The following is a 21636-nucleotide window of genomic DNA, read 5'->3' as shown; positions in this document are numbered from 1 at the left end:
TTTCACCAACGCCTGGCTCATAGCGATGGCTCTGCATATGATTGGGGCAGCTCTTGACTCTCTAGTGGTTCGAAAATCTGCCAGCTATTTCGACTAATATGATTTTTGCCATTGGCTTGGTGAATTGGCACACAATAACGCGCGGTGGTTAAGGGGGCTGGTGAGGCAAATATCAAGGCAAAACCGAATTGATCCGCAATCTCTATCAAGCTCGTTTGGTTCTGGGTATCCAAAGCTGACGCTTCATCCAAATAACAGACTGCTTTCATTTGGTGGCGTTTATCTTGCATGAGGTACAACATCGCCAGACCCGTCACAAGCTTCGCCATCAATACGGTTCCGTTAGAGGCGGCACTATCAATTTCTTCAAATGACTCTTGCTGCTGGTCGTGCTTGGCAACAACAAATTCAAGCCGGAATAAGTCTGCTACTCTTAAACCTTGGCGAGCATTGCCCTCATCAATCAGCAGGCTCTTCGCGCGCTCTAAATCAGCATCATCGAGGATACTGCCCTGATCAAATAGCTCAAAACTTTGACCACTTTCAGTTTGCTCTGCTTGTTGGATCAGCACATTCATCGCATCAACAAGCAGACTTTGTTCGACTGGCTCAATTTTGAAAATTTTAAGATCTGACAGCTGCCTTTGGCTGATCAGGCGGTTGAATTCCTTCATCTTACTTTGCAATGCATATAAACCACTGCGCAGCTCTCTTAAACTGGCAGTGACGTTGACGACGGCCGATCGTGCCCGCCTTTCCAGTGCTTTTTTCTCATCGTCCAAACAATGATTGAATTGAATAATACCCTCTAATTCTTCATCTTGTGTTTGCGCCATCTGAAACTTAGTCAGCCCTTTTTGACCCAATTCATTTTTCATTTGGCGCAATTCTTTTGATAGCTGATCAAGGGCTTTGCAATCTTCAATGTAGTCCTGAAGACGATCCGGAAGTGACGCCAAAGACCAATCATCCCCCGCTATCCAGGGCGAATGTGGCTGGTCAGAAAGTCCGCTAAATAGCGCTTGGTCATCTATTCTTTGTTTCTTTAGTTTTTCAACACTGCTCTCGTCTGAAGCCAGCTTATTAAGCTTATCCGCTACCTCACTTAATTGCCTTGAAAGATCGGCTTGCTTTTCTCCTGAGTTGTTAAGCGCATCGTTAATCGCTACTCGCTGTTTCTCAACAGCCTGTCTTTGCTCGATTCGCTGTGCTTGATTGTGTGTTAACTCTTGTAACTGTTGGAATTCTTTTAGCTCTTGTTCACACTGCCTAACGGCACTATTTAATTCGGCCTTTTTCCTCTCAGCCGCCTCTTGCTCTCTACTTGCTTGAAGTAGTTCTTTGAGCTCGTTTATCTGCTCATTAATGCTACCAATTTCCTCCAAAATCTCTGATTCTGTTTTTTGCACATGCTGAGGCAATAGCTCATGAACCGACAATGTTAAGCCGGGGAGCAAGCATTGCTGTGAGGACTCGCAATTAAAAACGCTTCGCAACTGCTCAGCATTAAGCGAGTACTGCGAAGGGGGCAGTTGCAGGACTTGTTGGCTGAGCACCTTGTTTAGATTATCTAACTCGTGTGTATTGAGCGTCTCAGAAAGGTGAAGGTATAAATTGTCATTTAAGGTTCGCTGTTGAGACTGCAACCGCTGGCGCTGCTGTTCTTTTTCTTGCAATTGTTTGCTAAGCATCTCGGAAGAGGAGCGCTGGGACTGAACACATAATGTGGCCTGCGCTTCATACTCTTTCTCGGCGGATCGTAACTGACTCTCTAGGAACTCTTGATTCGGAATCAGGGCAAAGCGCGCTTTAAGCTCTTGATAATGCTGCTCCGTACGATCTAGCTCTGCCAGTTTATTGGCTAAGTCCTGGCGTTCTCCAGCTAGAGCGATATCATAGTCTCGAAGTTCGCGCGAGGCTTGTTCAAGCTTAGCCTTTTGCTTAACTAGCCGTTCCCTCGTCGTTTGAACGTGACCATGCCAGTCTTTTAGCAACTCATCCACTTTCGGTTGGCATACGGTGATCTTTCCTCGTAAAGATAAGGTTCGCTCAAACTTTTGCTCGAGTTGTTGAATCGTCTCTCGATTATTGAAAGCGGCTAGGTACTGCTCGCGCTCTAGATTAATGTCTTGAAACGCTTTTTCCCATTCCTGCTTAAAATCAATGCTGGCGTTGGGTAACTCTCGACTAAATATCGTTAACAAATATTTTTTCACATCACTAGAGTTTAGTTTGTCGAGTCGCAACGTCTTGGTGAGTACCTGCTGAAAGGAACGGGCATCGCTAATGTGCTCAAGCTTGAATACGGTAAAATCAATATCGCTCGTCTTCTTACTTTTTGCACCGCCATAAATCAAGTGACGGAAGTCCCTCTCGTTATATCGAGAGACGCTGTATTTCTTTTTTGCTAAGTGACTGACAAGCTTTGGTTGGCTGACGATATTACCATCATCTAAACGATAATCGTCTAAATTCAACTCTCCCGTGTAGGCAAAGTACTCATAGTCATGGCCCACCCCTTTACCGACACACCCAAATACTACTGTGCCCGTTTGCGGTAGAATTACTTCTAGCAAGATGTAGGCGCTATTATTTGGGAAGTAAAAACGACGCGTTTGATCTCGCGTGTGCGAGCCAAAATCCATTTTTCTCTGATCGATGATAAGTAGAAATTGAAGCGCATTGATAAGGCTTGTTTTGCCATGGTTATTGGGTGCGATTAATGACACAGAATCGTCGAGAGGAAGTTCAGCACGCTGGTATCCCGCACTGCCGATTAACGCTACACGTTGAAAACCATAACTTAACATGATTCATCTTCCTCATAAGCCGTAGCCGCTATATCATTCTCAGATGCGTGCTCTGTAATTGCTTGGAAGTGATCAAGGTAGCGATATACCGACGGCAGCAAACGCCAGTGATTGTTCTCTTGAACGGCAAAACCTTTTCGCACAGCGTTGTCGAGTATCTTTGCGAGTGCATCTCGGTCTAGCTCTTCTGCATCCAAAAGTCCTTGATGCTTTTCGTAAATGTCATCAAGTAAAGGATTATCAATTGTCCATTGGTAAAACTGGCCAAGGGAGCGACCGCTATCCGCTTGGTGATCAAATAGCACCATCAGCAATAATGCTAACTGACGTGATTGTTTATTGATGTTCTGATTACCTTCTTTATCATGAAACCAAGCAAAGCCGCGTCCATCAATGCGCAACTCAAAACCTAGGTTTGCAAATAGATACTGATACTGTTCTGCTTGCAATTCAAGCTCATGCCATAGCGCGGCATCCGCCGAGCGGTTAAGGTGTCGTCCAGAACTAAAAAGGTGAAATAACTCGGTCAAATGTGCCAGTTCATTTAAATCGATTTTACTATTTTGCATGATCTATACCCTTTGCAGGAGTTGGATCAGTTAATGCTCTGATTTTATGAGGGTAATAAGTAACGGCGACGGTGTTTAACGCTGTAGTATCCGAGTGTGGCCCTAACGTGCTTTCCCATTGAGGATCTTGTACAAGTTCATGGTAAAGTCTTAATAACGCTGCGTCCGGTAAATGCGGATAGTGCTCCCTCAGCCATATCATAAGATTGTCAACCGGCAACGAATCGCTCAACTGTTCTCTCAACCGCGCTTCATCCACCCAGCTGACTGTTGAACTCGTCGGTCCATCCTCTTCATCAGGGAAAACAACAGCAATAGGCTCAAAATTCATAAATTCAGCCATCAACTCGCGCACCTCATTGCCCAATTGAATTTTGGTGACGCGGCTACTTGTCCACAAAGGTAGTCCCTTGGCGTTGAGCCCTCGCGCTAATCCCTTTTTACGAACTTGACTGAGCTGCTTACTAATCACCGCTGAAAGCTGGTTATGCTGTCTTGCTTCCTCTCGTAATGGCAGCAAAGTGTCGGCACATTGTTGAGCAATGACGCGTCCTTGATAACGAAGCTCTTTAACTTGATAAGCTATCTGGCGCATTGCCAGCCTTTGTTGATATAAAGCGCCACGTATCGAGAGTAGATCGACCGCATCATCCAGCGCTTCTTCTGCTTTTTCCAACAAAGGATAGAAGCTACCACCAAGGCCGCTGTCCATCATTTCGTTCATCGGCTCAACATATTGATCGTACACCTCTAGGACTTCACGGTAACGACGTTCAATTGGCATACTGGTATCCGCCGATTTCGCTAATTCTGCAATTTCAAAAATTGCTTGTTTGTCTTGGATTAGCTGTTGGGTGATCTTTCTGACAAGCTCTGAGAGTCTGTTCGCGCCGGCACGCAACAAATCATTGTCCGACCCATCTAGTCCTTCTAACACCTGGCTGGTAGCGTCTTTAATCGCGTCGACTCGCGCTCTAAGTACTGCTGATAGGCCAAGCTCATGCTCTTGCGTCAAGCCTCTCACAAAATCCACGACTAATGTATTTAGCTGATAGTCACTACTTCGGTTGATAGGTTGCAATATATCTGCATTAACAAGGCTAGTGAGCACAGTATTGCTGTCTGTTTGCTTATTTTTGTATTGATTGATCACCTGCTCGAGTACTCTCAGATCAAAAGCTGGAAACTCTCGCGAAAGCCGCGTTAGCTGCTCAGTAACCTCCCAATGTTGGTGTAACTGAAAAATGAGACTTTTAGGTGCGACCATTTCACTCCCTTACCCACCAACTTATCGACTTTGATTCAACCGAGTCTGTCTCAAGATCGGACAGCTTTTATAATGTCCCCTTAATAGCAGCAGGTAAACACTGAACGTATAAACATGTCGAATAACTAGACTAGGATCTAAATTGCGTACGTAGTCTATTAGGTGAGAGTGGCTATTTCGATACCGCGCGTTGTCATCGATAATCCATAACCCCCAGCTTTTCTCATCCCTCTGATTAAGTGGTATGATGCGCGCCATTCTTGCGCCACTGACTGGTATCGTGTTGGCGCACTGGCATCAGCAAGGTTGTACAAACATGGTTAACAACAAAATCCAGTGGTTTCCTGGGCATATGCATAAAGCTCGCAAGGAGATCGAAGAGGTCGTCCCTAAGATCGACGTGATCATCGAGGTGCTCGACGCGCGCATTCCGTTTAGTAGCGAAAATCCCCTGATCCGCACGCTTCGTGGTGAAAAGCCAGTGATCAAGGTACTGAATAAACGCGATCTAGCCGATCCGGCGATGACCGAAATGTGGATGGCGCACCTAGAGCAAGAACAGGGTGTGTCAGCGATGGCAATTACTACCTCGCACCCGCATGAAGTGAACCAGATTATGGATCGCTGCCGCGCACTGGCACCGCATCGGGAAACCATGGGGAAAAACATTCGCTCAATGATCATGGGGATCCCCAACGTCGGCAAGTCCACCATCATTAACAGTCTTGCTGGCCGAGTGATCGCAAAAACCGGCAACCAACCGGCGGTGACGCGCCAACAACAGCGGATCAACCTGCAAAACGGCGTCGTGCTCTCTGATACGCCGGGGATTTTGTGGCCAAAGGTTGAGAACCCACACAGCGGTTTTCGTCTCGCGGCAACCGGCGCCGTTAAAGACACGGCAATGGATTATGACGAAGTCGCCTTTTATACCGTGGAATACTTGGCGAGCGCCTATCCCGAGCGGCTTAAAGAACGCTATCAGCTTGATGCATTACCCGAAACAGACATTGAGTTAATGGAAGCGATTGGTGCCAAACGCGGTTGTTTGCGCGCGGGTGGACGAGTTGACCTCCATAAAGCCTCAGAAGTGCTTTTGCACGACTTACGCACCGGTGCGCTAGGTGGCCTCACTTTAGAAAAACCGGATATGATTGAAACCGAGCTGGTACAGGTTGAAGAAGACAACGCCCGCCGAGAACAAGAAAAAGCCGCTAAAAAAGAGGCCCGTCGTAAGCGTTACCTCAAAAACAAACGTTAATACAACTCGTGACATGACAACACGTCATATGCCAAAGGGGCATTCGTCCCCTTTGGCAAAGATATACTAGACTTTAAATTGCCCCACTAGTTGTTGCAGCGCCGTATTTGCGGCCTGTAAATCATGTGCTCGTTGCTCGGTGGTTTGTCCGTGTTGATGCAGTTTGGCAACGATATCACGGATAGACGTCATGGTTTGGCTGATATCCTCGGTGACTTGGCTTTGCTCGGTGGCCGCCGTGGCGATTTGCGTACTGAGTTCGTCAACCTGCGTCACCGATTGGGTCATGGTGTCGATCCTCTGTTCAACCTGTTGGCTCCGCTCTGAGGATGAGACGCACTGCTCTCGAGTATTTTGCATGGATTGACTAGCCTGTGTCACAGCCTCGCTTACCTGTACCAACATCTTATCAACTTCACCCGTGCTCTGTTGTGTCCGCGAGGCTAAGTTTCTTACCTCATCCGCAACGACCGCAAAACCACGCCCTTGCTCACCCGCCCGAGCCGCTTCAATCGCCGCATTCAAGGCAAGCAAGTTAGTCTGTTCAGCAATATCACCAATCACACCGAGAATGGATTCAATCGCGGTAGCATGCTCTCGCATTTGCGCGACTTTTTCCTCACTGGTTTCAACGTTATCGACGAGTGCTATAACACTGCGTGTCGATGCCTGTGTCTCTTCACGTGCTTGCTGCGCTTCTGATTGCATCTGACGCGTGACATCATGGCTTTGATTCACGTTTTCCGCCACATCAGAGGCAGAGGCACTCAGCTGATTAATCGCGGTAGCCACGCCTTCGGTTTCTCGCACATGAGCCTCTAACGTCGATAGTGTTTGGCTGGCGTCATGAGCAATTTGCTCAACATAGTTGGAGCAGGTTTGATTTGCGCTCATCACTTTCTGTACTAAATCTTGCAAGTACGCGATGAAATCATTCACTGAGTGAGAAATATTATCAAGCTCATCATTACCTTTAATTGGCAAGCGTAGTGTGAGATCCGCATCGCCTGAAGATAAACTATCCACGTTGTGCTTAAACGTCTCAAAGCGGCTATGAAGTCGCTTAAAGGCAATGAGCATGATCACGAGCAATAGGCCAATCAAGGGTAACTGGATCCAAGCAAGGGTAGTGAGCATTTTATCGCTCAGCGCCGTGAGTGCCGAGGTTGGTTTAGCAACGACGAGCGTCCAGGGCGTACCAGGGACTGGCGACAACAATAAGGTTTGCTCTTGGCTTTTACCTTGAAAAGTCACACGTTGCGTTTGTTGATTCAAGGCTGTCTCAATGGCTTTGGCAAAAGGCGTGTTAAAACCTGACACCGATTTAAGTACATCATCACGCGTGAAGCCCCCGCGGCTTTGGCTAAGGATCTTTCCATCAGATTCCACAATAGCAATCTTGGCATCTAATGCCTTTTGCTTCTCGGCGACCAATTGATTAAAAAAGCCAAGCGTGACATCAATGGTGGCCACACCGTATAAGTCACCTTGTTGATAAATTCCCATGGCGCAGTTAGTACGAGGCTGCGCACTCGCTCCATCTTTGTACGCATTGGCCCAAACACATTCTCCCTGAGGGGCATTTTGGCCCGCACGGTGCCAAGGTTGGGTGTAATAATTCGGGGCCTCGTCACTATTCCAGTAGGTATTCTCAACCAGTTGCCCACTTTCATCACGATGATAAAAGGTGGAGGCGCGATCAACGCCTGCGAGACGTTTGTTAGGCAGCGGCCATATACCGCCCCCGAATACCAAAGGGTTGCCGTACTGATCAATCAGGTGCGGTAACTGGGTATCGATTTGGGCGCTGGTTAACGTTGGGATTAGTTGCGTAATAGCCCGTTGCTGCGCTTTGACCTCACGCAGTGCAAAGGTAATATCACGCCCAACTTCATTCAGGCTCAGCTTAAGCCTTTCTTCTCCCTCTTTTTTTAGCGTTGGAGCAATCCATGTCTGAATGCTAAATATCGTCAGGATCGTCGCAATCAGTATAAATACGACCAATCCGATACTGTATCGGCCTTGTATGGTGGCAAACGGTGATCGAGTAGTCTGCATGAACATTCCCTATTTGTCTCCAGCTTCGGGACACGAGTATAAGACACCAAACTCTAATGTTGTAAAAAAAGCGTGGGGGAACATCACATTATGTGTGCACAGTTATAAAAAAAGCCCGTCTTACCAAAGTATGACGAGCCTATGAGAATACTTCTACCTGACCAATGACCTAACGAGTCACATCCACCAGCGCATCGGCCAGCCTATCAATGTGTCGTTCTGCTAGGCCGGCAATGTTAATCCGGCTATCACCGACTGCATACACGCCGTGTTTGTCGCGCAACGTAGCGACTTGCTCTCCTGTTAACCCCAAGACGGAGAACATGCCACGGTGGTGCTGAATAAAATCAAAATAACCATCGCCCGTGCGGTCGCGCAGTGCTGCTGTCAACCCTTCACGCAATGCGTTAATCCGAGTATTCATTGCCTCAATTTCATCACGCCACTGTTTGGTGAGAGCGTCGTCGGTGAGGATGGTTTCAACAATCGCGGCGCCGTGATCGGGTGGCATGGTGTAGGTGCTTCGCGCCAGCTGCAAAATACGCCCTTTGGCGTTTTGGGCTTCTTTGGCGGATTTACCCACCACAATCGCCGCGCCAGTGCGTTCTCGATACAAGCCAAAGCTCTTAGAGCACGAGGTAGCAATCAACATTTCCTCAACGTTATCGGCGAGAATACGCAAACCACGCGCATCTTCCTCTACTCCATCGCCAAAGCCCTGGTAGGCAATATCCACAAACGGTGTAAAGCCATTACGGTTTGCAAGCTCGGTAATCGCTTCCCATTCTTTCAGGCTGATATCAGCCCCCGTGGGGTTATGACAACAACCGTGTAGCAAGACCACATCGTCCGCACCGGCCTGTGACAAGGCGTTAAGCATGGCATCGGTATCCACCATTTTGGTGTCGCGATTAAAATAGGGATAGAATTTTACCGTCAGGCCTGCCGCTTCCATGACAGGTTTGTGATTCACATAGCTAGGATCAGTCAGCCATACCGTGGTCACCGGCTTAGCCAAGTTCATCAAATCGGCCAGCATACGCAGCGCACCACTTGCGCCTGGTGTTTGTACCGCAGCGCAGCGATCATAGGCATCTGTCCCTTTGAGCAGAAGATCAACCATGGCTTGGTTGAAATTTTCATTACCCGCCAGCCCGACATAGGCCTTGGTTTGTTGGCTTTGTGCCAGTGATTGTTGCGCCGCTTTAACCGCTTGCATGATCGGCGTTTGACCGTGACTGTCACGATAAACGCCAATGCCCAAGTCCATTTTATGCTCGCGCGGATCGTCACGATACGCCAATGATAAGGAGAGAATCGGATCCTGCTGAGCAGGCGAGAGCAGATCTAACATAGTATTACGTCCTTTTAAGCTTGGATGCTCAAGATACGCTATACCCTACCCCATGCGGGGAAATTGGCAACCTCTTAACCATGATTCTCTTACCCTTTTCGGGCTCGCTCGGACAGAAAGTGTACGCATTGATTGGCACTTCCCCGCCACACCAAATGAGGATCCGCCTCATCTTGGATAAACTTGCCGTCAATTAATACATCAACCAGATCGACAACATCTCGCTGTTTTGATGACAATTCTGCCAATGTATAGCCTGTCCACAGCCAAATGTCTTTGCTCGGTGCGCGGCTGACCACCTCTTGTAACAATTCTTTTACACTGTCGATATTGGCAGGATGAAGCGGATCACCGCCACTTAATGATAATCCTCGGCGCGGGATCCGTGAATCGAGTAAGTCTTGAACAATCTGCTCTTGCATCAGGTCAGTGAAAGGATGGCCGCTGTTCAGCGGCCAGGTGGCTTTGTTGTAACAACCACGACATTGATGTTCGCACCCCGACACAAACAAGGTACAACGTGTGCCAGGCCCGTTAACCACATCAACCGGAAGGTATTGGTGATAATTCACGTCTTCCCCCTACATGTGTTTCACACGGCGAATCACTTCTTGTTGTTTGCCCGGATTAAAAGGTCGTGTATCAGGGCTGCCTAAATAGCCGCACACACGTCGTGTCACTGACACACGTGCCGGATCGTGATTGCCACACGCAGGACAGGTAAAGCCTTTGCTCGTACAATCAAATTCACCGGTAAACCCGCACTCGTAACACTCGTCTATAGGCGTGTTGGTCCCATAATAAGGCACGCGATCGTAGCTGTAGTCCCAAACGTTCTCTAACGCTTCTAAGTTGTGTTGAATGTTGGGATATTCCCCGTAGCAAATAAAGCCGCCATTGGCTAAGCGTGGGTAATCCATCTCAAAATCGATTTTATCGTAAGGCGTCACCTGCTTTTCCACATCCAAATGGAAACTGTTGGTGTAATAGCCTTTATCGGTCACGCCCTCAATCACGCCAAACGCCTGGGTATCGAGCTGACAAAAACGACTGCACAAGTTTTCACTTGGGGTGCTGTACAAACTAAACCCATAGCCTGTTTCGGCTTTCCAACGCTCAGTGGCATCGTGAAGATAAGCCACAATCGCCTTGGCTTTCTTTTGTTTCACCACGCTGTCGTAGATGTGCGGCGCGCTACCGTACAGCGCATTGATGGTCTCGTGCAGGCCAATGTAACCGAGCGAAATGGACGCACGTCCGTGTTTAAAAATCTCGCTGACATCATCGTCTGGGTTCAAGCGGATACCACATGCACCTTCCATATATAAAATCGGTGCCACCCGCGCTTTCACGCCTTTAAAGCGAGCAATCCGGGTATCGAGTGCTTGGCGCGCAAGGTTTAGTGTCGCTTCAAGGCGGGCATAGAACTCTTCCTCATCTCCTTCCGCTTCAATGGCCAAACGCGGCAGGTTTACACTCACAACGCCTAAATTGTTTCTCCCTTCATGCACCAGTGCACCGTCTTGTTCATAAGCACTTAAAAAGCTGCGACACCCCATTGGGGTTTTAAAGGATCCGGTGACGGATACCACTTGGTCATAGTTAAGAATATCGGGGTACATGCGCTTAGACGCACACTCGAGCGCCAATTGCTTGATATCGTAATTGGGATCATCGGCCCGACGGTTTAAGCCCTCTCGGATACAGAACACGAGTTTCGGGAATACCGCTGTTTTGCGATTCTCCCCCAGACCCGCAATGCGATTGGCTAAAATCGCACGTTGCACCGCACGCGCCGCCCAGGATTCACCGAGCCCCAAGCCAAAGGTCACAAAGGGAGTCTGTCCGTTGGCGGTATGTAAGGTGTTAACCTCATACTCCAACGATTGAAAGGCATCAAAACACTCTTTGTCGGCGCGCGCACGTGCATACGCTTCAGGCTCCTTAATTGCCCACTCACGCGCGACCAGTAAGTGCTTTTGATAACTGGCTTCCACATAGGGTGCCAGCACTTCATCAATGCGGTTAATGGTGGTGCCACCGTATATATGGCTGGCGACTTGCGCGATGATTTGGGCGGTCACCGCGGTGGCGGTTGCGATAGATTTGGGCGGCGCAATTTCCGCATTGCCCATCTTAAAGCCTTTTTGCAGCATGCCAGCCAAGTCAATGAGCATGCAGTTGAACATCGGGAAGAAAGGCGAATAGTCCAAATCGTGATAGTGAATTTCACCTGACTCATGGGCTCTTACTACGGCACTGGGCAGCATATGTTGTTTGGCGTAGTGTTTGGCCACAATTCCCGCAAGCAAGTCGCGTTGCGTCGGGATCACTTTACTGTCTTTGTTAGCGTTTTCGTGCAGCAATTCAGTGTTAGTTTGCCCTACCAGCCCTTGTACTTCATGATTCAAACGGCCACGGCGCTCACGGGCGATGTCTCTATCATGACGGTACTCAATATAGGCGCGCGCCACCGCTTTGTGCGGCCCAGCCATCAGCACATCTTCAACGGCATATTGGATATGATCGATATCCACTTCGGCATCGCCAGCAAACTGCGTCGCAATCGTATCGGCTAACCGTCGGATCTCATCGTCGCTCAGTTGACATTGCTCAGCATCACGCATCGACTGCGCTGACTCGCGTGCACAAGTCACCGCCTGGACGATTCGAACTGCATCAAATGGGACGCGCGTTCCATCGCGTTTAATTACCGCTGGCATATGCCCTCCACACCATATATAGGATATACAATAAAATAAAAACACAAGATGTGGCATTAGATAGCAATTAGGGGATTCATTGTGTTGACACAGATCATCGAAGTCTCGAATAACCTTCGTTAGGCGAACTAAATGCCTATCTGTGCCGCAATCTCACTGATCTTCGTTATGATAGTTATCAGTTAAAATCAAAGGTTCTCCGCAAAGTGCTACAATGCGCCAGTGCATGCCCAACATTTCCAGTAGGATCACAGAGAAACGCGTAATAATGAGGTATCCACCATCGTACTTCGAGTTTTAGGCCTGCTCGTCCTTGTCGGGATATTTTCAGCCCCTAGCTATGGGCTGACAGTAGCAACATGGAATTTTGAGTGGCTGACCTTAAAGGACGATCAGCGGGCAGGCATCCGTCATCAAGATGATTATCAACAGCTGTCGTCGATCTTTGTTCAACTCGCTCCCGATGTGTTGGCTTTTCAGGAGGTTGATAGTCCTGAGGCGCTGGCACGCGTCGTTCCCGCGGAGGACTATACTGTCTATTTTTCCGACCGCTATGCAGAACTTAAAGCACGATCCCAAAGCCAGCAGCTCACCGGGATTGCCGTGCGCAAAGGTTGGAAGGTGGAGGATCCTAACGATCTGCGTCAAATCGCGCTGCCGGGTTTTTTTGGCGTCCCATCACTGCGATATGGCACCTATTTAGTAGTTACGCCGCCTAATCAAGCACCAATACATATTCTATCGATACACCTTAAATCTGGGTGTTTCAAACAAACCCAAGCCTCACGAAGTTGCAACAAACTGCGCAAGCAATTTAGCGCACTAGCAGACTGGGTCATCGCACATGGTGATAAAAACATTCTCATTGCTGGCGACTTCAATCGCTATATCAGTGATAAACAGGATCCCTATTGGCAACAATTTCGCCAAGCCCTCCTTGAAAATACCTCCGCCCCACCCGATATTGTTAATGTCACCCAAAGCGTGCGTGCACGGTGCAAAGCGAGACGCTACAACTGGCGCACCCAAACGTGGAATCAAGTGATGTATAGCCGTTTGGTCGATCATATTTTGGTGTCTGAATCACTGGCTTCTCGGTGGCAATACAGCTTTCAGCATCATTTTGCCTATCACAAGGTGATGAACTATCGACTTAGCGATCACTGCCCGGTGGTGGCGACGTTTAAAGCCAATGAGCGCTAAAAGCGATTGACCTCCCCAAAAGATTGCGAGAGGCTAGCGCATTGTCATGGTGATGACATAAAGGGTCGTTAGCCTCCCTTCATATGGACTGTTGAAGTCACCCAAGGAGAAAAAATGGATAGCTTACAACATCAAGTCATCCCGACCGATGACGATTTATTAGCCGATTATCTCGGTGATATTGGCGTGCTTCACGGCCAAGATGCGCGCAGTGACAACGACGTATTTAGCGACGACATCGAGGACGCCACACGATAGGCATCGATGTTGCGTTTCTAACATCACGCTGACAACTACACTCTCGCGCCGTAGTAGGTTGTTAGTACATTCACCCACATACCTGATGCACTATGAAAAAACGTCTTTCTATCGCGCTCTTTTTTCTTTCTTTTTTATCATTCCACGCCTCTGCCGCACCTGAACTTATCGCCAAATCCACACTCGATTTTGGCGACTTTGAAGAAACGGCCAATGTAGAGATACAAGGCAATATTCAAGAAGATGTCTTACGCCTGGCCGAACGCGGGGTGGAAAAAGAAGAAGCGGATTATTTCGTGATCGATCAGGTTAGCGAAGATACCAAGAAAGATCTCTTAGTGGTCTCGGTGACGCTTTATCGTGAGCACACCACAGACACGCAAAAAAGCCTAGAAGCTCGCCTCGGCTAATCCGTTGTCGAGACAGGCAGGTTGTCGCTTGCCTGTTTTCCTCTCTGCCTTACTCCGCTCTCTCCCATTTGCTACACTTGCCGCTCTTAATAAAACTAGAATGAGCAATGTCGTGATTGGAACCTTAGATAAGATGCGCACAGAAGCCGACGCAGAGGTACAGTACTTTCTGCGTGTCGGTGACGAAGAGCTGCATCTCAACCCTCTCCTTGGACAAACACTAACCCTGACCCACACTGGCAATATCTTTTGCGATGCCTGTGGGCGAAAAACCAAGAAAAGCTATTCGCAAGGTCACTGCTACCCCTGTATGAAAAAACTCGCCCGCTGCGACATGTGTATTATGAAACCGGAAACCTGTCACTATGCACAAGGTACCTGTCGCGAGCCCGAGTGGGGCGAGCAATTTTGTATGACCGATCATATTGTCTATCTTGCCAACACCTCGGGATTGAAAGTGGGTATTACCCGCGCCAACCAAATGCCCACACGTTGGCATGATCAAGGTGCCACGCAAGCGCTCCCTCTGTTTCGGGTGAAAACGCGCCAGATTTCCGGGCTAGTTGAAGTCGCGATGGCGCAACATGTCGCGGATAAAACCAATTGGCGTGCTCTTTTAAAAGGCGATAATGCTCAGCTTGATCTCCATGCCGAAGCAACGCGTCTGACCCAAGCCATTGAGTCAGATCTCGCTGATATTCGCCTGCAATATGGTAGCGATGCCGTGCTGCCCGCCGAGCTGGATGCCCTGAGCTTTAGTTACCCTGTCACTGAACACCCTACCAAGATAAACTCACACAATTTTGATAAAAATCCAGAAGTGGGTGGAGTGTTGCAAGGCATTAAAGGTCAGTATCTGATATTTGATACGGGCGTGATCAACGTGCGCAAGTTTACCAGCTACGAAGTGACCGCCTCGCACAGCTAACGGCGCATCAATCAGCATCAAACAAACCGTGCCAGTGGTCGCGGCCACTGGCACGTGTTGGTGAGGCGACTACTGAGGTTGGATGCCCGTCATATCTGAAATTAACGCAATATGTTGTGCACTTAACGGCAGTGACCAACGGACATCACCGGCATCGGCCACCAGCACATTGGCGTCGGCGATAATCTGTAGCGAGTCGGATTGCACCTGCATGCTCAATTTCATTGCGGGTAATTTGATCACCACCTCATGGGCGGTCACGATCAACTTACCTTGCTCGATATCAACCACCATTAGCGCGCTCCTCCAAAGGCTTATCGGCGCGTTTATCGCTAAGCACCGCCATCGTAAGCCGGCTCACGCACACATCTCGGCCTCGTTCATCCTGGATGGTGATATTCCACACCTGCGTAGTTGCGCCGAGATGCACAGGGGTTGCTACGCCAGTCACCGTGCCTTCTCGCATCGCACGCAGATGATTCGCATTGATGTCCAACCCGACGCAGTACTTTCCTTCCGGCACACACATGTTCGCCGCCAAGGAGCCTAATGTTTCCGCGAGCACAACTGACGCCCCGCCATGGAGCATACCCAGCGGCTGATGCGTGTGCGGGGCCACCGGCATGGTGCCCGTTAAGCTGTTATCGTCAAATGCGGTGTATTCAATACCCAAATGCGCGACCAATGTATTGGCTGAAGAGGCATTTAACCCCACTAACGACATGTCTTTTTTCCAAATACTCACAATACTTTCACCCATTGCCATTTGTCCCGATGGAAACGAAATCGCTGCGCGAAACGCGGACTACCAAGCTGCGCCCAACGCTGCCTGCGCGCATCAGTAGACGTTAAGCCAAGAAGCCAGTACATTAGCACTCTGATAGCTTTGCTAATAATCACTGCGACTGTGGCGCAAAACGATACAGGAAATGATCATGCTACGCACTGCCAAAACCGTCATGTTATCTCTATGCCTGATGGTCGTGCTTTCATCTTGCTCTCACTCACCAACAGGACGAAACCAGTTATTGCTCTTTTCCGGTGATGACATGGCGAACCTAGGACAGCGTTCGTTTGAGGAGATGAAAAAGTCGCAACCTATCAGTGACGACCAAGCCATCAACGCCTACGTGCAATGCGTCACCAACGCCATCTTAAAAGTCGTACCACCGCAAACCAACTTCTCGGAATGGGAAGTGGTGGTATTCGACAGCGATCAAGTTAACGCCTTTGCCCTTCCCGGCGGCAAAATCGGCGTTTACACCGGACTGCTCGATGTGGCACAAACCTCGGATCAATTAGCCGCGGTGATCGGTCATGAAATTGGTCATGTTTTAGCCGACCACAGTAATGAACGTCTTTCTCGCTCTCAACTTGCCGCACTGGGGCTAACGGTTACTGGTATGTCTCTATCCGATAGCCCTCATGCCGCCATGGCAATGGCAGGTTTAGGACTTGGCGTGCAAGTCGGTATTTTGCTGCCCTATAACCGCGCTCAAGAATCAGAGTCAGATAAAATTGGCCTGCAATTAATGCACCAAGCAGGGTTCGATCCAAGTGCGAGCGTTGCCCTGTGGCAAAATATGGCAAAAGCGTCCAAGGGCGCACCTCCGGAGTTGCTCTCAACCCACCCATCAACTGATACCCGTATTAACGCGTTACAAACGGGCGTCAGCCAATTGCCCAATATCCCTCATCGCTTAACTGCAAACTGTCAGCGACCGCCATCAACGCAATAAAAACAAACATTTCCTTAACAAAGTGAACATCATCACAAAGCCTGCATACAAACGCGGGCTGCGCGTCATAGCGTGAGAACAGCCCGTCGTCGTCACACAAAAAATTAACCTATATGTTACGCTTAAGTTTTATTAGAGGACGAGTGACGACACGCGTGATGAAGCCGCTTTTCATCTTGTTTTTTTTGATGTTGCAGGTGCCGTTTGCCTTCGCAACGGCACAAGAGACAAACGATCTTTTTGAGCAGCTGTTTGAGAAGCATGCATTAGTCATGCTGCTCCTTGATACTGATACGGGGAAGATAAAAGCGGCTAATCCAGCCGCCAGCGAGTTTTACGGGTATTCACAGCAGACGCTGAGCCAAATGAATATCGCCAGCATTAATGCGCTGTCCCCCGAAGCGATCGCTGAAGAACGTAAGCTGGCGGCATTGGAGGATCGAAGCTATTTCATTTTTAGTCATACGCTATCGGACGGCACAACCAAAACAGTGAGGGTGTCGTCGATACCTATTGTCTACCACGATGAGCCAACCCTTTTTTCAATTATCACCGATATCAGCGATTATCGTGCCACCCAAGAGTCATTGTGGCACTATCAAAATCGACTCGAGCAAATGGTGGCACAACAGACCGAGCAAATTGCCAAGCAAAAAAATGACCAACTGATTTTTACATCCTTGATTATCGTTGTACTCGGCGCAGGGCTTGCGACAATGTGGTTTGTGCTCACTAAGTCACGACGCACCGAGTATGAGCGGCAATTGGAGCGTAAGCGCTTAGATGAAATAATCCGCGGCACCCATGTGGGCACTTGGGAGTGGCATATCCCTAGCGGAGAACTGGTCATTAACGAGCGCTGGGCAGAAATTTTGGGTTATCAACAGCACGAGCTAATGCCCGCTTCCTTTGAAACCTGGGAAAAGCTTTGTCATAGCGACGACTTCGCGCGCGCGTCTAACGAGCTTGATGCCGCCTTCAGCGACACTAACCCTTTTTATGAGTGCGAATTTCGTATGCTACATAAAGAGGGTTTTTGGGTCTGGATTTTGGCAAAAGGCAAAATCATGGAGTGGGATCGCGACCACAACCCGATTCGCATGGCGGGCACCCACCAAGATATCAACGAAACCAAGCGTCTTTATCTGCAATTTGAGCACATGGCGCATACCGACACCCTGACAGGTGCCCTCAACCGTGTTGCGTTTAAGCAGCGCGCGGATATTGTGCTGACGCAAGCACGCCAACAGGGCGCACATTTTGCCCTACTGTTTATCGATCTCGATGGCTTTAAGAAAATAAACGATACCCACGGCCATGATGCCGGTGACAGTGTGCTCATTGAAACCACCGAACGGATGGGACAGAGTATCCGTAATTCGGACACCCTCGCTCGCCTGGGCGGCGACGAATTCGCGGTGATTTTAGAATATACCAGCCACTCAGAAGACGCAGCACGCGTCGCCGAGAAAATTATCTCGAGTCTCAATCAGCCATTTGCAATAGATGACCAGCAACACGCACACCTTTCCGCCAGCATCGGTATCGCTTGCTATCCAGATCATGGAGAATCGGTCGAACAGCTGCTCAATTGCTCAGATGCCGCCATGTATTATGCGAAGAAATCACTAAAAGGCGGCACTTATGCCGTCTGTGACCCTGATAATCATGCAACCACGAGTAACAACCGCGGGAAACAATCACTCTAGACACTCACAGTTGACTATTTTGAGATACTTATTTTTGCGCGGCTTGTTGTGATGGTGCTGTGGCACGCGGCGTTTGGCTCGCCAACGCCTCATTAGTCACATCCTGGATGGAGATAAACATGTGATTGACCTCACCCCGCGTATTCGCCATTGGGTGCATGGTGACGTTTTGATACATAAAGGGGAGCTGACCGGTGATCGGGCGAACATGACGACAACGGAACAAATACGGGCGTTGCTGCCAGACAATAAAACTGCGACAACGGAGATCGAACACGGGTTGCGACTTGGCACGAAACCAAGGCTCATTGATCTCCGGAAACACCTCGAATAACGAGCGGTTTTGCACGTCTTTGGCGTGTTTACCGCTATGGTGAACCATAAAGCCATTCCACATTTGGATATGGAAGTCTCTGTCTAACACAATCAATCCCATGTCGATGTGCTGTACCATGTCGAGCATCCAATGGAATTGGTCAAAATCTTCTGTGCTCATCGCATTACTCCTCATCCATTAGGTAGGCCAACTTCGCATCGAGCAGCGGCAAAGACTCATCCAGTAGCAATAGTAACAAATCGCATTTTATATCTGTTCCGTCTATCTGATAGCTCACCTCAATGGTTACTGTGCGTTTCCAAGACCCTTTCATCGCCGCTATCAACTGATCCACTTCAGCGTGCTGACCCAAGAGCGCCGGATAGCTTTGCGAAAACTCTAACGCGCCTTGATCGCCTAAGCCCTTTAAAAAGGCACTAATCAGAATATTGCTAATATCTACCAGCAATTCGAGCTCGTTGTCGACCGACCCATCCTCGGGATAGTCCAGCAATTTCACCATCTCGGTAATACTGGAATCACTGATCAGCATCAGTGCTTCGCCAGCGATCCCTTCCCCACTAAAGCCCTGACACACACCGTTCATAGTATTTGATTGTGCCAAGTGCCGGATAGTCATGGTCAGCTCAGTCACTTCAAACACGTTCACCTGTGGCAGCGGCATGTGGACGAACACCCCACAATGTCGGGCAAGTTTATCTGCTGCCTGCCCCATGGCAATATTCACCACTTCCATGTAAATATCTCGGCGACTGAGTTTTTCTGTTGGCGCGTGTGAACGCTTGGTCTCTGACGCAGAGGCAGTGGATAAATACGCTTTGATTAATGCGTCGACGCGCTCACGACTGATGGGCTTTTTAACAAAGTCTTTCGCGCCCCGCTCCAGCACTTGCTGCTGAGCAAGCGGCTGAATGTCGCCTGAGACCACCACGACAGGCACCGTCATCCCGGCTTCTTGCATTGCTTCGAGCGTTTGGTATCCATCAAGTTCCGGCATCGTCAAATCAAGAAACATGATGTCGATCGGCTGACTCCTTAAGACGTCCAACGCCACGTTACCATTTTCGGCAAAATGTACATCGGCGTCCAAATCATCGGGGAGTGTTCGCGCTAGCTGCTTGCGCGCAAGCGCAGAATCGTCAGTGATCAGTATTTGTGTGGTCAAAAGCCTCTCCTTTCCGACTTCTTTGCTGAGAGTGTGGCTGGGTTAACACTGTAAGCATAAACCAAGATAGCGAGGAATGAGGGCAAACCAGTCAAAATGCGATGATTCTTTTGATATCAGGAGGCTACTTTTATCTCTGGCATAAATGAGTAAGGCGATCTGAGCGACTGATCAGGTTGGGGGCATGCAAGTAAAAATAATGCAAACATGTCAAACAAAGCTGAACGCATTGGTACACTTTTTCGCTGATGATCTCAGGCGAGTCGTCAAATTCACCCGTGATTAACGCTTGCCAATCCTCGGCAAACCTATCGACCATAGTAATGTCTCTCCCTGGCGCAAGGATATGGCTCAAGGCCTTTTTTATCGGGGTGATATCTTCACTCGCGGCAAAAATATTTCTCAGCGCAATAATCACATCCACCAATGCGTCTTGTGTATCTGGCTTTTTCGCCGCATTATAAAGACGAGACATAGCCAAGCGAATACCACGCGAGTCGGTGTCATCCACCAGCATACTCCAGCGTTCAATATCAACTAAGTCTGTCTCACTGATCGCCACCGGGTCGTCCGTTTCTGCTACCGAACCAAAGTCTTGGCGCCGATTATCAAGCGAGAAAGGATCGATGCGCCACACCCATTCGGGGGCAACAAAAGCCTTATGCTCCCCGAGATAGCAAAGCGCCATACACAAAACAATATTCAGCTCAGTGGTTTGTTGTTCCGTCTCGGCATCTAATACCTCTTCAGGCCAATCATCGTCCTCTAGAAAATCACCAAAGTTAATCGCAAACGCATAACCCGACTCGAGCATGAACCCGTTATCGCGACGTTTGGCCATTAGACGCGCCGCCTGTAGAACATATTCCGCAATCCCAGGGGTATAGCGGCGCACACTGCCCCATTTCGTATCCAATTCAGCCAAATTGGTGAGTGCCGCATTGCGAAAGCCCACAAACATCGGAATATGAGCGACTTCGCCATCAGCTAAGCTACGTGCCATCTCCAGCATTTCTTGCACGGTTTCCACGAACGTATCAGGGCTAACAACCCCGCGAATGCGCATCAAGTCATAGCTATTAACCAGAATCGACACGGGTAAACTGGCCAAACTAACCACGCCGCGGTGGCCACTGGCATCTTTGTAGTCGCCGCAGGTTTGCTGCGGCTCTTTCCCCGACGTTGTGAATAAGCGAGACAGAGCAGGGTCAGCAGCCATACGTTTTTGAACCTGCTTACTGACCGGAAATTGCTCAATCGCCGCGGTGAGATAACCAGCCCCTCGGTAAAAAAGGTGCGGCCGCTGTCCAGCTTTAATCAAAAATAAAGGATAAAGTTCACCCGCCAGTTGGCAAAACGCACTGGTTAAAGGGTCCGAACTATTAATTCGCGTCGCCAGCTCACCACCCTGTTGCGCACGCCAGACATTAAAGACGTGGCGTCCATTTTGCATCACGTGCGGCAACCGATAGAAGAAGGACTGTTCACTTTCTCCTTGCTCCACTGCAGACACACGTAAGTGGCGACAAAGCTCAATATATTGATTGAGTGTGTCGCGCTGAATCCGGCTCAAACCCAGCTTTTGCATCAAAATTAAGCGGCCTTCCGCTTCTGTCACATTCAGGATGTAGCTCACCACGCGGTGGCCCATCGCTTTGACAAAATGCGGAATAGCCGGATAGGACATCATCGTTTCCTAACCTTGTGTTAATCGTTCACAGATATCAATACGTGCTCAGGCATCTATTATGGTATCGACATCAGCGCGGAAAACTATACCGTTCGGAAGCGTCGGCCATTAAAGACATGACCCCTTTGGGTGATGTTAAAAAGTAGAGCGCTTCC

General features: G+C 49.0%; 19 protein-coding genes. 7 read left to right on the top strand and 12 right to left on the bottom strand.

Annotation, left to right across the window (positions count from 1 at the left end; all coding sequences use genetic code 11):
• Positions 1-17: 17 nt before the first annotated feature.
• The 3 genes from BGL48_RS12575 to BGL48_RS12565 are packed head-to-tail and all read right to left on the bottom strand — an operon-like array spanning position 18 to position 4646.
• Complete coding sequence (locus tag BGL48_RS12575; protein WP_069362958.1) at positions 18-2810, bottom strand: hypothetical protein; 2793 nt, start codon at positions 2808-2810, stop codon at positions 18-20.
• A complete protein-coding gene (locus tag BGL48_RS12570; RefSeq protein WP_069362957.1) occupies positions 2804-3379 on the bottom strand; it encodes a condensin complex protein MksE in 576 nt (191 codons plus the stop codon). Before BGL48_RS12570 ends, BGL48_RS12575 begins: the two co-directional genes overlap by 7 nt.
• A complete protein-coding gene (locus tag BGL48_RS12565) occupies positions 3369-4646 on the bottom strand; it encodes a hypothetical protein (protein WP_069362956.1) in 1278 nt (425 codons plus the stop codon). Before BGL48_RS12565 ends, BGL48_RS12570 begins: the two co-directional genes overlap by 11 nt.
• 316 nt (positions 4647-4962) lie before the next feature.
• Here BGL48_RS12565 and ylqF point away from each other — a divergent pair, with 316 nt between their 5' ends.
• The gene (gene ylqF, locus BGL48_RS12560) at positions 4963-5907 is read left to right on the top strand and encodes a ribosome biogenesis GTPase YlqF (RefSeq protein WP_069363153.1); all 945 of its coding nucleotides are present in this window, start codon (positions 4963-4965) and stop codon (positions 5905-5907) included.
• A 66-nt stretch (positions 5908-5973) separates the two neighbouring features.
• Here ylqF and BGL48_RS12555 read toward each other — a convergent pair whose 3' ends face one another.
• The 4 genes from BGL48_RS12555 to nrdD all read right to left on the bottom strand — a co-directional run bounded on the left by BGL48_RS12555 (position 5974) and on the right by nrdD (position 12042).
• On the bottom strand, positions 5974-7965 hold the full coding sequence (locus BGL48_RS12555) for a methyl-accepting chemotaxis protein (RefSeq protein ID WP_069362955.1): 1992 nt from the start codon (positions 7963-7965) through the stop codon (positions 5974-5976).
• A gap of 169 nt (positions 7966-8134) precedes the next feature.
• The gene (locus BGL48_RS12550; protein WP_069362954.1) at positions 8135-9319 is read right to left on the bottom strand and encodes an aromatic amino acid transaminase; all 1185 of its coding nucleotides are present in this window, start codon (positions 9317-9319) and stop codon (positions 8135-8137) included.
• An 89-nt stretch (positions 9320-9408) separates the two neighbouring features.
• Positions 9409-9891, bottom strand: coding sequence for an anaerobic ribonucleoside-triphosphate reductase-activating protein (gene nrdG / locus BGL48_RS12545; RefSeq protein WP_069362953.1), 483 nt, complete (start codon positions 9889-9891; stop codon positions 9409-9411).
• A gap of 9 nt (positions 9892-9900) precedes the next feature.
• On the bottom strand, positions 9901-12042 hold the full coding sequence (gene nrdD / locus BGL48_RS12540) for an anaerobic ribonucleoside-triphosphate reductase (RefSeq protein ID WP_069362952.1): 2142 nt from the start codon (positions 12040-12042) through the stop codon (positions 9901-9903).
• A 282-nt stretch (positions 12043-12324) separates the two neighbouring features.
• Here nrdD and BGL48_RS12535 point away from each other — a divergent pair, with 282 nt between their 5' ends.
• From BGL48_RS12535 to BGL48_RS12525, 4 genes are all read left to right on the top strand, one after another.
• Entirely contained in the window at positions 12325-13245 is a 921-nt protein-coding gene (locus BGL48_RS12535; RefSeq protein ID WP_077523149.1) for an endonuclease/exonuclease/phosphatase family protein, read from the top strand.
• 114 nt (positions 13246-13359) lie between these two features.
• Positions 13360-13503, top strand: a complete 144-nt coding sequence (locus tag BGL48_RS16295; RefSeq protein WP_155522534.1) for a hypothetical protein — start codon at positions 13360-13362, stop codon at positions 13501-13503.
• Positions 13504-13595: 92 nt separating this feature from the next.
• Positions 13596-13913: a hypothetical protein gene (locus tag BGL48_RS12530; protein WP_069362950.1), complete on the top strand. Its 318-nt coding sequence runs from the start codon at positions 13596-13598 to the stop codon at positions 13911-13913.
• A 100-nt stretch (positions 13914-14013) separates the two neighbouring features.
• A complete protein-coding gene (locus BGL48_RS12525) occupies positions 14014-14841 on the top strand; it encodes a DUF2797 domain-containing protein (protein ID WP_069362949.1) in 828 nt (275 codons plus the stop codon).
• 69 nt (positions 14842-14910) lie between these two features.
• Here the strand turns inward: BGL48_RS12525 and BGL48_RS12520 are convergent, their stop codons facing one another.
• Complete coding sequence (locus tag BGL48_RS12520) at positions 14911-15135, bottom strand: DUF3389 family protein (protein ID WP_069362948.1); 225 nt, start codon at positions 15133-15135, stop codon at positions 14911-14913.
• Entirely contained in the window at positions 15125-15586 is a 462-nt protein-coding gene (locus BGL48_RS12515; RefSeq protein WP_069363152.1) for a hotdog fold thioesterase, read from the bottom strand. The genes BGL48_RS12520 and BGL48_RS12515 overlap by 11 nt, the downstream gene beginning before the upstream one ends.
• A gap of 190 nt (positions 15587-15776) precedes the next feature.
• Here BGL48_RS12515 and BGL48_RS12510 point away from each other — a divergent pair, with 190 nt between their 5' ends.
• Positions 15777-16580 carry a M48 family metallopeptidase gene (locus BGL48_RS12510; RefSeq protein ID WP_069363151.1) on the top strand — a complete coding sequence of 268 codons (804 nt, stop codon included), beginning with the start codon at positions 15777-15779 and terminating at the stop codon, positions 16578-16580.
• A gap of 143 nt (positions 16581-16723) precedes the next feature.
• Complete coding sequence (locus BGL48_RS12505; protein ID WP_176719670.1) at positions 16724-18289, top strand: sensor domain-containing diguanylate cyclase; 1566 nt, start codon at positions 16724-16726, stop codon at positions 18287-18289.
• Between the two features lie 28 nt (positions 18290-18317).
• Here the strand turns inward: BGL48_RS12505 and BGL48_RS12500 are convergent, their stop codons facing one another.
• The 3 genes from BGL48_RS12500 to BGL48_RS12490 all read right to left on the bottom strand — a co-directional run bounded on the left by BGL48_RS12500 (position 18318) and on the right by BGL48_RS12490 (position 21481).
• Positions 18318-18785, bottom strand: coding sequence for a PAS domain-containing protein (locus BGL48_RS12500; RefSeq protein ID WP_069362946.1), 468 nt, complete (start codon positions 18783-18785; stop codon positions 18318-18320).
• Between the two features lie 4 nt (positions 18786-18789).
• Complete coding sequence (locus BGL48_RS12495; RefSeq protein WP_069362945.1) at positions 18790-19791, bottom strand: response regulator; 1002 nt, start codon at positions 19789-19791, stop codon at positions 18790-18792.
• A 130-nt stretch (positions 19792-19921) separates the two neighbouring features.
• A complete protein-coding gene (locus BGL48_RS12490; protein WP_069362944.1) occupies positions 19922-21481 on the bottom strand; it encodes a hypothetical protein in 1560 nt (519 codons plus the stop codon).
• Positions 21482-21636: the final 155 nt, after the last annotated feature.

The organism is Salinivibrio sp. SS3 (assembly GCF_001722105.1).
GTDB classification, from domain to species: Bacteria; Pseudomonadota; Gammaproteobacteria; order Enterobacterales; family Vibrionaceae; genus Salinivibrio; species Salinivibrio kushneri.
This window is presented reverse-complemented; position numbering and strand designations above follow the sequence as displayed.

What these genes read in the sequence shown, in the direction of transcription:
- BGL48_RS12575 (WP_069362958.1), bottom strand. Translation starts at nt 2,810, where the DNA reads ATGTTAAGTTATGGTTTTCAACGTGTAGCGTTAATCGGCAGTGCGGGA.
- BGL48_RS12570 (WP_069362957.1), bottom strand. Translation starts at nt 3,379, where the DNA reads ATGCAAAATAGTAAAATCGATTTAAATGAACTGGCACATTTGACCGAG.
- BGL48_RS12565 (WP_069362956.1), bottom strand. Translation starts at nt 4,646, where the DNA reads ATGGTCGCACCTAAAAGTCTCATTTTTCAGTTACACCAACATTGGGAG.
- ylqF (WP_069363153.1), top strand. Translation starts at nt 4,963, where the DNA reads ATGGTTAACAACAAAATCCAGTGGTTTCCTGGGCATATGCATAAAGCT.
- BGL48_RS12555 (WP_069362955.1), bottom strand. Translation starts at nt 7,965, where the DNA reads ATGCAGACTACTCGATCACCGTTTGCCACCATACAAGGCCGATACAGT.
- BGL48_RS12550 (WP_069362954.1), bottom strand. Translation starts at nt 9,319, where the DNA reads ATGTTAGATCTGCTCTCGCCTGCTCAGCAGGATCCGATTCTCTCCTTA.
- nrdD (WP_069362952.1), bottom strand. Translation starts at nt 12,042, where the DNA reads ATGCCAGCGGTAATTAAACGCGATGGAACGCGCGTCCCATTTGATGCA.
- BGL48_RS16295 (WP_155522534.1), top strand. Translation starts at nt 13,360, where the DNA reads ATGGATAGCTTACAACATCAAGTCATCCCGACCGATGACGATTTATTA.
- BGL48_RS12530 (WP_069362950.1), top strand. Translation starts at nt 13,596, where the DNA reads ATGAAAAAACGTCTTTCTATCGCGCTCTTTTTTCTTTCTTTTTTATCA.
- BGL48_RS12525 (WP_069362949.1), top strand. Translation starts at nt 14,014, where the DNA reads ATGAGCAATGTCGTGATTGGAACCTTAGATAAGATGCGCACAGAAGCC.
- BGL48_RS12520 (WP_069362948.1), bottom strand. Translation starts at nt 15,135, where the DNA reads ATGGTGGTTGATATCGAGCAAGGTAAGTTGATCGTGACCGCCCATGAG.
- BGL48_RS12510 (WP_069363151.1), top strand. Translation starts at nt 15,777, where the DNA reads ATGCTACGCACTGCCAAAACCGTCATGTTATCTCTATGCCTGATGGTC.
- BGL48_RS12500 (WP_069362946.1), bottom strand. Translation starts at nt 18,785, where the DNA reads ATGAGCACAGAAGATTTTGACCAATTCCATTGGATGCTCGACATGGTA.
- BGL48_RS12490 (WP_069362944.1), bottom strand. Translation starts at nt 21,481, where the DNA reads ATGATGTCCTATCCGGCTATTCCGCATTTTGTCAAAGCGATGGGCCAC.